General features: G+C 67.6%; 8 protein-coding genes. 5 read left to right on the forward strand and 3 right to left on the reverse strand.

Going from position 1 to position 12,287, the window contains the following annotated elements; genetic code table 11:
• Positions 1 to 231 precede the first annotated feature (231 nt).
• Genes QM619_RS06505 through QM619_RS06515 form a run of 3 tightly spaced genes read right to left on the reverse strand, consistent with a single transcriptional unit; the run spans position 232 to position 7,302 of the window.
• Positions 232 to 5,184, reverse strand: a complete 4,953-nt coding sequence (locus QM619_RS06505; protein ID WP_415105659.1) for a PKD domain-containing protein — start codon at positions 5,182 to 5,184, stop codon at positions 232 to 234.
• Positions 5,177 to 6,445, reverse strand: coding sequence for a hypothetical protein (locus QM619_RS06510; RefSeq protein WP_415105662.1), 1,269 nt, complete (start codon positions 6,443 to 6,445; stop codon positions 5,177 to 5,179). Before QM619_RS06510 ends, QM619_RS06505 begins: the two co-directional genes overlap by 8 nt.
• On the reverse strand, positions 6,442 to 7,302 hold the full coding sequence (locus QM619_RS06515; RefSeq protein ID WP_415105665.1) for a DUF4352 domain-containing protein: 861 nt from the start codon (positions 7,300 to 7,302) through the stop codon (positions 6,442 to 6,444). Before QM619_RS06515 ends, QM619_RS06510 begins: the two co-directional genes overlap by 4 nt.
• Before the next feature lie 471 nt (positions 7,303 to 7,773).
• Between QM619_RS06515 and QM619_RS06520 the strand changes: the two genes are divergently transcribed.
• The 5 genes from QM619_RS06520 to QM619_RS06540 all read left to right on the forward strand — a co-directional run.
• Positions 7,774 to 8,721 carry a sulfite exporter TauE/SafE family protein gene (locus QM619_RS06520; RefSeq protein WP_415105668.1) on the forward strand — a complete coding sequence of 316 codons (948 nt, stop codon included), beginning with the start codon at positions 7,774 to 7,776 and terminating at the stop codon, positions 8,719 to 8,721.
• On the forward strand, positions 8,718 to 9,941 hold the full coding sequence (cysC, locus tag QM619_RS06525; protein WP_415105670.1) for an adenylyl-sulfate kinase: 1,224 nt from the start codon (positions 8,718 to 8,720) through the stop codon (positions 9,939 to 9,941). Before QM619_RS06520 ends, cysC begins: the two co-directional genes overlap by 4 nt.
• Positions 9,931 to 10,695 (forward strand): 3'(2'),5'-bisphosphate nucleotidase CysQ, encoded by a 765-nt coding sequence (locus QM619_RS06530; protein ID WP_415105673.1) that lies wholly within the window; start codon positions 9,931 to 9,933, stop codon positions 10,693 to 10,695. Before cysC ends, QM619_RS06530 begins: the two co-directional genes overlap by 11 nt.
• Positions 10,692 to 11,594 carry a sulfate adenylyltransferase subunit CysD gene (gene cysD / locus QM619_RS06535; RefSeq protein WP_415105676.1) on the forward strand — a complete coding sequence of 301 codons (903 nt, stop codon included), beginning with the start codon at positions 10,692 to 10,694 and terminating at the stop codon, positions 11,592 to 11,594. The genes QM619_RS06530 and cysD overlap by 4 nt, the downstream gene beginning before the upstream one ends.
• Positions 11,594 to 12,287: sulfate adenylyltransferase subunit 1 (locus QM619_RS06540; RefSeq protein WP_415105679.1), on the forward strand; the 694-nt coding region annotated here is incomplete at its 3' end. The genes cysD and QM619_RS06540, both read left to right, overlap by 1 nt.

Consider the following 12,287-nt stretch of genomic DNA (forward strand, 5'->3'; position numbering starts at 1 on the left):
CAAACCCAGATAGCCCTAGCCGCCTCGTCAACTGACCGTCGACGAAACGTATGCCGTCTCCCCCCCCAAAAAGCAACGGACGAAGGGTAGCACGCCTCGTGCGACACTGTCATCCGGGCGAGACTGATTCGGGAAGGTGACTGGCGCTGGCTATTAGCGCCATATGAGAATTAGACAAGAAGACAGGCCGGCCGGATCGTCACGATCCGGCCGGCCTGTTCCCGTGGCTTGTCAGGGCGCGGCAACCACCAGGTTGTCGAACGAGTAGACGATCGGAAGGCTCGTGCTGGTCCCCGAGACATAGGTGTTCAGCCCGACCGATCCGGCTGCCTGCAGCGAGGCGGTCGAGTCGGTGGTGGACAGGTTCCAGGCGGTTGGCTCATTGCCGCTGCTCCAGAGCTTGACCCGAAGGGTCGTGGAGTCGGTGCCGGTGACCTGCAGACGCATCTTCAGCGTCTCGCCCGTGGTGTAGGTCAGGCCCGACACCGTCTGGCTGACGAAGACGGTCTCGGTGCTGCCGATGGTCTTCAGCAGATAGAGCTGAACGGCCCCGCTCGGCTGCACCCGCACCTTGGCGCTATAGCTGCCGACGCCCTGAACGCTTCGCCCGAAGGCGCTGAAGTACTCCCCGGCACCAGTCGCCGCGGTGTCCACGCTGACGTCGAACGACAGGTCGGTGTTCGTGGTGCTCACCGAGTCGAGCATCGCCGAATACCCGCTGCCAGCCGTGATCATGGTCACCTTGCCCTTGCCGCCCGCCACCGAGAAGCGCGCCGATCCGGTCTTGATGGTCCACGCGCCGCCCCCGTCGGCTGTCCCCCAGCCGTTGCTGACCGTCCGGCCGAAGGCGTCCGTGGCGAGCGGCCCCGGAGCGTTCACCGTGATCGACTTGGTCACCGAGTCCTCGGCGCCGTCGTCGTCGGTCACGGTCAGCTTCACCGTGTAGCTGCCGGCGGCAGCGTAGCTGTGCTCGGGGCTGGCGCCGGTACCGGTCGAACCGTCCCCGAAGTCCCAGGCGTAGCCGGCGATCGTGCCGTCGGCGTCGGTGGAGCCGGTGCCGTCGAAGCTGACCTCAAGGAAGCTGGCCGAACTGGTGAAGGCCGCGGTCGGCTTCCCGTTCACGACGACGGTCACATCGTGGCTGACCGTGTGCTCGCCGCCCCGGTCATCGGTGACAGTGAGTTCCACCGTGTAGGTCCCCGACGCCGTGTAGGTGTGCGTGGGCGTCTTGCCGGTGCCGGACTCGTCGTCGCCGAAGTCCCACGCGTAGGACTCGACCGTGCCGTCCGGGTCGGTGGAGGCGCCGGCATCGAAGCTCAGCTTGCCGTCGGACGCGGTCCAGCTGAACGCCGCCGTCGGCAACTGGTTCGCCCCCAGCAGGGTCACCGAGTGGGTCACCGTGGCCGTGCCGCCGCTGTTGTCGGTCACCGTGAGGGTGACGGTGTAGCTGCCGGCAGTGGTGTAGGTGTGCGACGCGGTCACCCCGGTTGCGGTGCTTCCGTCGCCGAAGTCCCAGGCGTAGCCGGCGATGGTGCCGTCTGCGTCGCTGGACGCGGCCGCGCTGAACTGTGCGTCCAGGTCCCCCAGCTGCGACGAGAACGCCGCGGTCGGCAACTGGTTCGGCGGATCGACGGTCTCGACGGTCTGGGTGACGGTGTTGGTCGCACCCTGGTCGTCGGTCACGGTGAGGCTCACCGTGAAGCTGCCCGCGCTCGCGTAGGTGTGCGACGCGGTCGCGCCGGTTCCGGTGCTCCCGTCGCCGAAGTCCCAGGCGTAGGACGCCACGGTGCCGTCCGGATCGGTCGAGCCGGCGGCGTCGAAGGCCACCTCGTGCAGGTCGACCGTGGCTGCGAAAGCGGCCACCGGCGCCTGGTTCTGCGCCGCCACCACAGACTGCGTGGTGCTGTTGGTCAGGCCCTGGGCGTCGGTGACGGTGAGCGTCACCGAGTAGGTGCCGGCGCTGGCGTAGGTGTGGCTGGCGGTCACACCGGTCGCCGTGGTGCCGTCGCCGAAGTCCCAGGCGTAGGACGCGACCGCGCCGTCCGGATCGGTCGATCCGCTGGCGTCCACGTTCACCGTCTGGAACGACTTGGTGTAGCTGAAGGCAGCCGACGGCGCCCGGTTGGGAGCGGTCCGGCCCGAGGCGGCGTAATGCGCGCGGATGTCGTTCTCGGTGAGCGCGCTCGGGTAGACGGCGGCCTCGTCCAGCGTGCCGGCGAAGTAGCTGCTGCTGGCGCCCGACCAGTTCTTGTCGCCGCCGATCCGCCAATAGCCGGTGTAGACCTGGCCGGTGGTCGTCGCGTTGGTGCCAACCAGCTGCGCGTCGATGTACAGCTTCATGCCGTCCGCGCCCTGGCTGGCCGCCACGTGATGCCACTGGCCGTCGTTGTAGCTGTTCGCGCTGGTGATGATCTGCTGCGAGCCCGGGTACGTGCCGAAGGCCAGCTTGCCGGTGTTCAGCATCCACACATGCCGGTCGTAGGACGAGCTGAGCCCACTGGTCGCGGTGCCGAAGCCGATCAGCTTGCCGCCCTTGGCGGTCGTGGTCTTGAACCACACCTCGGCGGTGAACCGCTGCGGCGCCACCCACGGACGCTGGGCCACGACGATGTTGCTGCTGCCGTTGAACGTGGCCGCGGCGTTTCCGCTGATCGCACCCTCGACACCGCGGGTCAGGGTTTCGGTCACGCTGCCCACATTGCCCGACCCGGACGAGTCCAGGGCGCTGCCGCTGCTCTCGTCCAGTCGCCAGTAGAGGTCCGGCGTGTTCGCCACCACGGCGGCGGCGTACTCGTCAGTCGGCTGCGCCGTCCACGATCCGGTCCGGCCGCTGCCGGTGACGTGCGCCTGCACCTCGGTCAGCGACAGGGCCCGCGGGTAGACCGCCACCTCGTCGATCGAACCCACCAAACCGGAATTCGACGGCTTGTTGGTGAAGCCGGTGGTGGTGTCCCAGCCGATCCGCCAGAACCCGGAGTATGTCCGTGGCGTCGTGTACCGCTGGTCCCGTGCCACCCGGATACCGTCCACGAACAGCTGCATGCCGCCGTCGTCGACGGTGCCCACCACGTGGTGCCAGTTGCCATCGTTGATGGCTGTTGTGGACGTGACCGTGCGGACGGCCGTGTCGTTGATCATCAGGTTGGGCCGGCCCCCGGTGTCCAGGTACAGCACCCGGTCGTACAGAGTAGACACGTTGCTGGTGTTCACCTGATCGCCGAAGCCGACGATCCGGCCGCCCAGCGTGCTGGTGGTCTTCACCCACGCCTCGACCGAGAATGTCGTCGGAGCCTGCTCCGCCGTGGTGGTGGTCACCGCACCGGCGGCCGAGGTGATCGTCAGCGAGGTGCCGGTCTCGTTGGTCAACGCGCCCGCACCACCGAGAGTGGCGGTGGAGTTGGGTGCTCCGTGCGCGGAACCGATCGCATCGACGGTGAGAGTGCTGCCGGTGGCCTCACCCAGCTGCCACAGATGCGTCGCGCCCTGCCCGGCGACCAGACCGGCGTAGGCCGAGGTCGCGCTGCTCACCGTCACGTAGCCCGACCAGGCCGACCATTGAGAATTCCCCGCGGCGTCCCTGGCCCGCGTCTGGTAACGCACCTGGGTTCCGTCGGTCAGGCCGGTGTCGGTGAAGGTGTAGGTCGGCAAGCTCCAGAACTCGGCGTCGGAGGCGCTGATCGTGCCAACCTTCTTCGTCGTCGAGCCGACGCCCCGATAGATGTCGTACTCGGTGTATGCGTCGTCGCGGTCGAACATGGCGCCGAAGACCACCCGCACCGTCCCGGTGCCGGCCGGCACCGGCGTCGGCGTCGAGCCCGTCGAAGCGGTCGGCTTTAAGCCGCTCGAGATCGGCTTCTTAGCGAACCGGACCAGGCTTTGCTGAGCGCTGCCGTTCACCGAGGGGAACTCCCCGCCCATCACCAGGTAGTCGCCGTTGCCGCCGATCGCCCAGGCGGCCTGCTTCGATGAGGTGTACGTGCCGAACTCCAGATCGGGGTACCAGTGCAGCAGGCCGGTGTACGGGATGCCGGTGTAGTCCCAGTTGTAGACGTCCTTGCTGGCGATGGTGCCGATGGTCGGGCCGATCCGCTCGGCGCTGGCCTTCTGCCAGCGCGCCCGCGGGTCGGTGTCGGGGAAGGCGCCGGCGATCGTGCAGTTGTGGTCGTGGCTGACGGTATAGAGCGCTCCGTCCATCGGGAAGGTGTCGTAGGTGTCACCCAGGCAGTCGTTGACCCAGTTGATCGCGCCGGTGGTCGGGTCGGCCGAGAAGGTGCCCTCGAAGGCGGCACCTGTGCCGTAGGAATAGCCGGCGCCGAAGATCGAGGTGCCGTCGGTCGACAGCGTGTCGATGGCGCCGTCGTTGCCGGCGGCCTTCAACTTCGTGTTTGCGGCCCACGGCAGCGTGGCCCCGGTGACCGCGTCGATGGAGCCCATCCCGTAGGCGTCCACTCCGTTGATCGTGGTGAACGAGCCGCCGGCGATGATCCGCGACTTGTCCGGCGCCGCAACCATGGTGAAGACGTAGCCGGAGGTGTCGCCCGCCGGAGCCCATGCGGTCAGGTTCCCAGTTCCGGCGTCAAAGGCGGCGAACAGCGCGCGGGCCTGGCTGTTGGCGGCCCGGAAGTTGCCTCCGGCGTAGACCGTGTCGCCGATCGGCACCAGGCCACGCACCTGGCCGTCGGTCCGGGCATTGAAGGTGGTCAGCGGGGCGCCGGTGCTGGTCAGGTCGAAGGCGGCGATATGGCTGCGGGCCACGCCGTCCACCTCGGTGAAGTCGCCGCCGACGTAGAGCCGGGTGCCACTGTCGTTGGCGCGGATGACCAGGCCCTGGGCGTTCAGCGAGTGGCTGAACGTGACCGGATTCCCGGTGGTGACATCGAACGCGAAGATGTTCTTGGCATCAACAGCCAGCGAGCTCGTGACCGCAGTTGCCGGCGGCCTGGCCTGGGTGAACTCACCGGTGACGTAGGCGGTGTTGCCCACCACGACGGTGCTCCACACCACGCCGTTGAGCTGCCAGGTGGGCAACGCCTCGGCGGTGACGGTGGCGGGATCGGTCGACAGCACGGCCGCTTCGGCCTGCTGAACAGGCACCACGCCGGCAAGCCCGGCGGTGACGATCAGCGTGCCTGCGACCAGGCCGCTGAGACGCGCCCGCAGGCGCGACAAGATTGAATTAGACATTGCTCATCCTGAGTTCGTTCGCAGAAGCATGAGTGGTAGTCCCGGACAGCGGTGCCAGAACGACCTGGCGCACCAGCAGGCCGCCGACGAAGAGTCCGGCGGCAAGGACGAGAGGTGTCCAGGCCGGGCTACCGCCCAGGGCCAGGAGCGACGTGAGAAGGACGACGGCGAAGCCGGCGTCGATGATGCGGCAGACGAACACCCGGCGCTGGCGGCCCATGACGGCGGCCAGGCTGGCGAACGGCTGGAATGAGGCTGAGGCCATCACGTAGACCACCCAGCCGGCGACGGTGAGTCGTTCGATATCGAAGGTCGACCCACTGACAAGGTGGCTCAGGTACGGGGCGACCAGAACGATCGCGATGCCGAGCAGCAATGCCCCGGACATCATGGAGAGCGATGCCCGCCAGGCTCGGCGACGAAGCCGGACGACTCCGAGCCGGGAATCGCGGACGTAGCCGGACAACAGGTAGGAACCCAAGCCCTGGACGGTGAGCAGGACGGGCGCGACGAAGATGCGAGCGCCCTCGACCAGGCCGAGTGCGGCGCCGCCGGCGAAGGCGGTGACCAGGACCCGTGCGACGGTGAGCATCAGCTGCGGAACGGCGACCTGGGCTCCGCGCCAGGCTCCGAACATAGCCACCTGGCGGATATCGGATCCACGCATCTTCGCCCACACCCGTTCGGACGCTGGCAGCAGCAGGACCCCGACCACGATGCCCAGAGTCTGCCCGGCCAGCAGAGCGCCGAAGAATGCCTCGACGCTGACGGCGTGCGTGGCTGCGGTGACCCCGATGATCGCCAACGCTGTGATCACGGCGACGCTGTCGATAGCCACCAGGCGCCAGAATTGCATGACGCCCATGAAGACCCGCCGGATCAGTTCCTCGAACTGGAATGCGACCAGTGCGCCGGCGAACAGGACAGCTTGCAGAGGCGTGAGCGCGGTCAGACCCATCGCCAGACCTGTGACCAGCGCGGTCACGCCACCGAGCAGAAGTGCCCAGGTCTGCAGCGCGCCTCGAACCGGGCTTCGGGCCCGGTCCAGGATGACCAGCGAGTCGCCCACCATGCCGCTGGCCAGTGCGGTGGTCAACACGATCACACCGAGCGACAGGCTGATCAACCCCAGGCCCTCGGCGCCCAGCGTCCAGGCGGCAACGATCTGCAACCCGAAGCTGCCGAACGCCTGCCAGATCTGCGCAACCACGGCCCCGGCCGCACGCGAGCGCACCAGCGACACGATCTTCTTGGTGGTCACGTCAGCCCTCCACGGAAAACGGCCGAGGTGTGCACCCCGTCGAAGTCGACGACCACGGTGACCTTGTTGCGCGACGACTTCGGCACGGCGAACGCATACGCCGCCTTGGCCGTCGCACCGGCTTTGAGTTCACCGGAGAAATCGGCAACCTTGGCCTCGTCCGTGTAGACCGGGTTCACCTGATTTCCGGCCTTGTTCAGCACGGTGACCACCACGGTGTCGAGGGACAACGCCTGCTTGCTGCCGTTCCTGATCTCCAGCTCGAGCACGGCGTAGGCGCGGCCGGGGAACTGGCCCGGGCCTTCCCTGGTTTCCTTGCCGAAGGTCACGTTGCGGATCCGCAGCGCGACACCGTCGGAATAGCTCACTTTGCCGCCAGTTCCGGCCGGCTTGGCGACGATCGTCGGCGACGCCGCGCCACTGCGCTGCACCTTCGGAACCGGCTGGTTCTTCGTGGTTGCGGTGCTGGTCGACTCAGACGTCGGCTCCGGGCTGGCGGACGACACCGGCGAATCTGCCGGAGACGCGCCGACGGGAGCCGACGGTGATGGTGTAGTGGCCGGTGGCGTCGACGTGCAGCCACTCAGCAGTATCCCGGCCAGCACGGCCGCAGATATAACGGTACGAAAATCCCCCACAGCGTTTCCCCCCGAGACGCTTACGGACAAGTCAGGAGAAAACGACGATTGTTTGATGTGATGCGCATCCCCCGATGCATCACCACGCGAACCCAGTCGCGAGTTCCCCCCTACGGCGATGGTAGCGGCCGTGCGACAGATTGTCACCTCTTCGAGGAGATCGGTTCCGACGTCACCCGCTGACGTCGCCGGGCAGGACCCGTGGGTGGCGCCCGCCAACCGGGCGCTCCCGCCTCCCGTGGGCACGCTGAGCCCGAACTGAAGCGCGCTCGCGGCCCCAGCAGCCAGCCCCTATGCGGGGGTGCAGCACGTGCGGCCGATCCGAATGACGCCGTCTGGAGCCCCCAGGAGCGACACCCAGCATCGCATGCACGAAAGCAGCACAAATTTCTTAATGCTACTTATAATTTAGCTCAATTCGGAATAGGGCTTAGATCGACTCACGCTGACGACATGCGTCGGCAGACCGGGTCGGGTAAAGTCTCCGGTGAACCGCGTCAAGACCTGACTTGGGCCCGGTCGCACAACTTGGCCCAACTCACGCCCCGACGCCGTCCTGTTCCCGATCAAGACACACGCTTACCCAACCCTCATCGAGGCCGGCGACCACAGCACCCGCCTTGACACCGCCGCAGCGTGGCGTATCGGTAGGATGCGGCTCGTTCATAGCTCACGCCGAAGGGAAGCCCGATGCCCGACATCAGCCCGGCCTTTGTCCTGGCCGGGCTCGCCGTCGGATTCGTGGTCGGATTGACCGGCATGGGCGGCGGCGCACTCATGACGCCGGCCTTGGTCTTCTTTTTCAGCGTGAATCCGTTGACTGCGATCTCGTCCGACGTGGTCACCAGCCTGTTCATGAAGCCGGCCGGCGCCATTGTCCACATCATGCGGAAGACGGCGCACCTGCCTTTGGTCTTCTGGCTCTGCGTCGGTTCGGTTCCGGCCGCATTCCTCGGCGCCGTCTTCGTCGACCAGTTGCGCATCCACGATGGCTTCGAACAGATTCTGCTGACCATTCTCGGCGTCGCCCTGCTCATCACGGCCGCCGGGCTGATCATGCGCGCCTGGTCGATGATGCTGCGCTACAACAGCGCCGCAGGCGAGGGTCCTGCCGAACCCGAGCGGCCAGAGGTTCAGGTGAAGCGGCTGCTCACCGTGCTCCTCGGCGCGCTGGGCGGACTGCTGGTCGGCCTTACGTCGGTGGGCGCGGGTTCGCTCATCATCACCCTGCTGCTGTTCCTCTACCCGACGCTGAGGCCGTCCCAACTGGTCGGCACCGACCTGGTCCAGGCGATTCCGCTGGTTGCGTCGGCGTCGCTGGGCCACCTGCTGTTCGGCGAAGTCTCCTTCGGGCTGACCGCCGCCCTACTGATCGGTGCGATTCCGGGTGCCTTCATCGGCGCTCAGGTGTCGTCGCGTGCGCCGGGCGGATTGATCAGAAGGGCGCTGGCCATCTTGTTGATGGCGTCCGGGCTGAAGCTGGTCGGAGCCTCGACCGAATGGGTGCTGATCAGTTCCGGCGCCGCCATCGTGCTGGGTCCGGCGATCTGGGCGGTGCTGCGCCGGCGATATCGCGGAGTCCGCGCCCAGCAGCCGGCCGGGCAAACACTCGAATCAGGTGGTGACAAGTCGCAGTGACGAACGACGCACAATACGACGATGCGGGCTGGGAAAAGATCTCGGAACTGCCGTCGATAGTGGTGGAAGGGGTCGATCTGGATCTCGTCGACCTCCGCCAGCGCGGGCTGACTGGGCCGCGACTCCAGCTCACCGAGAACGGCCTGGCCCAGCTTGGCGGGAAGCCCGCCTTCGTCGTCCGGGACGTCGAGGCGACCCCCTTGCTGCTGGGCCGCATGGAGGGCGCGATGGTGTCCACCCGGACACTCCGGGTGGTCGAGCCGGCGCGCGACGCCGGCGAACCCGCCGACCTCGCCGTGGTGGTCAAGGGCATCCCGTCCCACGCCGACTTGGCCCGCATCGAGGTACTGATGCACAGCGACATGCGGGTGAGCTGGCTGGTGCTGGCCGGCCGTACCCGCGCGGGCCGGGACCTGGTGGCCCAGATCCAGGCCGTGGCGGGCGCCCAGCCGAAGGCCGAGCACACCGTGACCCGGGTGCCGTGGCCGGGTGAGGCCGACGGCAAGTTCCTGCGCCGCGGTTTGCTCCCAGAGCCGGCGGCGGTCGCCCAGGCGTTCGGCGCCCTGCACCACGTCACGGTCGGCGACGGCGACGGCGGCGGCCCGTCGGTGCAGGACCGCGGCGGAACCGTGGTGTTCTTCACCGGCCTGTCCGGGTCGGGAAAGTCGACGCTGGCCAAGGCGCTCCGCGACGCGGTCGAGGCGCGCAGCGACCGTCCGGTCAGCCTGCTCGACGGCGACGATGTCCGTCGCATGCTCTCGGCCGGGCTCGGTTTCGACGAGGCCGGACGCGCCGCGAACGTCCGCCGGGTCAGCTGGGTCGCGGCGTTGCTGGCCGGCAATGGCGGCATCGCCATCACGGCCCTGATCGCACCGTTCGCCGATGTCCGCGCCGAGGCCCGGAAGATGGCCACCGACCTGAACGCCGACTTCCTCGAGGTCTGGGTCTCCACCCCGATCGAGGAATGCGAGCGCCGCGACCGCAAGGGCCTCTACGCCCTGGCTCGGGCCGGCCAGATCCCCAACTTCACTGGTATCGACTCTCCCTACCAGGCACCCACTCATGCCGATCTGGTGATCGATACCTCCACCATCTCGATGACCGACGCCGTCGACCTGGTATTCGCCGAACTCGAGGCCCGTGCCGTCCGCCGGGGCACCGACGCGCTGACCAGGACGGCCGGCGGCCACCTCTACCAGGGACCCAGCTATGACATCTGATCTGAATCTCGCCGTCGATCTCGCTCGTGGCGCCGGGGAGATCCTGCTCCGGTTGCGCGAGCAGCTCGGCGACGACATCGACGGCGCCACCGGCGACGCCGAGTCGAACGCCTACCTGCTGCGCGAACTGGCCACCCATCGGCCCGACGACGCGGTGCTGTCGGAGGAGGCCGCGGACGACCCCCGCCGGCTGGACGCCGAGCGGGTCTGGATCATCGACCCGCTGGACGGCACCCGCGAGTTCACCGAGCGGCAGCCGGACGGCTCCTGGCGCACCGACTTCGCCGTCCACATCGCACTGTGGACGCGTGCCGCGGGGCTGACCGCGGGCGTGGTCGGTCTGCCCGCGCGGAACCAGGTGCACCGCTCGGACGCCGGGCCAGTCACCCTCCCCGACGCCGCCGGACGCCCGCTACGGGTGGCGGTGAGCCGCACCCGCCCGCCGATGTTGGTCACCGAGCTGGGCAAGCACCTCGACGTCGAGCTGGTCGGGATGGGATCGGCGGGCGTCAAGGTGATGTCGGTGGTGACCGGCGAGACGGACGCCTACATCCACGGCGGGGGCCAGTATGAATGGGATTCGGCCGCACCCGTGGCCGTCGCCCTGGGGACGGGCCTGCATGCCAGCCGGCTGGATGGGTCACCCTTGGTCTACAACCGCGAGAACCCGTGGCTGCCGGACCTGCTGGTGTGCCACCCGGACAAGGTGGCCGAACTGGTGGCACTGTTGGCGCAGATCGAAGGAAATCAATGAGCACGTATGTACTGAGCCATCTCCGGGCGCTGGAGGCCGAGAGCATCCACATCATCCGCGAGGTGGCGGCCGAGATGCAGCGTCCGTGCCTGCTGTTCTCGGGCGGCAAGGACTCGGTGGTGATGAGCGCGCTGGCCCGCAAGGCCTTCGCGCCCTCGCGAATCCCGTTCCCGTTCATGCATGTGGACACCGGGCTGAACTTCGCCGAGGTGATCTCGTTCCGCGACTGGTGGGCCGAGCAGCTCGAGGTGCAGCTGCTGGTGGCGTCGGTGCCGGAGGCGATCGAGCAGGGCTTCGTCCGTGAGGAGTCCAACGGCTCACGCAACCGGATCCAGACCCCGGTACTGTTGCGAGCCGCCGAGGAGCATCGCTTCGATGCTCTGTTCGGTGGCGCCCGCCGCGACGAGGAGAAAGCCCGTGCCAAGGAGCGGGTGTTCTCGTTCCGCGACGAGTTCGGGCAGTGGGATCCGAAGAATCAGCGTCCCGAGCTGTGGAACCTGTACAACGGCCGGGTGAACGTCGGCGAGAGCATCCGGGTCTTCCCGTTGTCGAACTGGACCGAGTTGGACACCTGGGCCTACATCGCCGAGGAGCGGTTGCCGCTGCCGAACCTGTATTACGCCAAGGAGCGCGAGGTCGTCCGGCGGCAGGCCATGTTGTACGCGGTCAACGAGTTCATCCGTCCGCGCGACGGCGAAGAGGTGTTCACCCGTTCGGTGCGCTACCGGACGATGGGCGACGCCAACCTGACCGCGGCTGTCGAATCGGACGCCGACACCAACGAGAAGATCGTCGCCGAGATCGCCGCCACCCGCTACACCGAGCGGGGCGCGACCCGCGCCGACGACCAGGTCAGCGAAGCTGCGATGGAAGACCGGAAGAAGGAAGGGTACTTCTGATGTCGGGAGACTTGTTGCGGTTCGCCACCGCCGGAAGCGTGGACGACGGCAAGAGCACCCTGATCGGCCGGCTGCTGTACGACTCAAAGGGCATCTTCATCGACCAGTACGAAGCGGTCGAGCGGGTCAGCAACCAGCGCGGCGACGACTACGTCGACCTGGCGCTGCTCACCGACGGGCTGCGCGCCGAGCGGGAGCAGGGCATCACGATCGACGTGGCCTACCGCTACTTCACCACGCCGAACCGCAAGTTCATCATCGCCGACACACCGGGGCATCCGCAGTACACCCGCAACATGGTGACCGGCGCCTCCACCGCCGATGCGGCACTGATCCTGGTGGACGCCCGCAAGGGAATGACGGAACAGAGCCGCCGGCATAGCTTCCTGACCACCCTGCTCGGGGTCCGGCACCTGATCGTCTGCGTCAACAAGATGGACCTGGTCGACTACGCGCAGGAATCGTTCGACGCGATCATGGAGGAGTTCAGCGCCTTCGCCACTCGGCTGAACGTGCACGACCTAGCCTTCATCCCCATCTCGGCGCTAGCCGGCGACAACGTGGTCACCCGCAGCGAGCGGACGCCGTGGTATGACGGGCCCTCCCTGCTCTACCACCTGGAACACCTGCACGTGGCCTCGGACCGCAACCTCACCGACGTCCGGTTCCCGGTGCAGTACGTGATCCGACCAC

Origin of the sequence: Micropruina sp., from assembly GCF_047606665.1 — a bacterium.
In the GTDB taxonomy this organism is placed as follows: domain Bacteria; phylum Actinomycetota; class Actinomycetes; order Propionibacteriales; family Propionibacteriaceae; genus Micropruina.

Excerpts from the sequence above, each read along its gene's own strand:
- QM619_RS06505 (WP_415105659.1), bottom strand. The coding sequence starts at position 5,184 with ATGTCTAATTCAATCTTGTCGCGCCTGCGGGCGCGTCTCAGCGGCCTG.
- QM619_RS06520 (WP_415105668.1), top strand. The coding sequence starts at position 7,774 with ATGCCCGACATCAGCCCGGCCTTTGTCCTGGCCGGGCTCGCCGTCGGA.
- QM619_RS06530 (WP_415105673.1), top strand. The coding sequence starts at position 9,931 with ATGACATCTGATCTGAATCTCGCCGTCGATCTCGCTCGTGGCGCCGGG.
- cysD (WP_415105676.1), top strand. The coding sequence starts at position 10,692 with ATGAGCACGTATGTACTGAGCCATCTCCGGGCGCTGGAGGCCGAGAGC.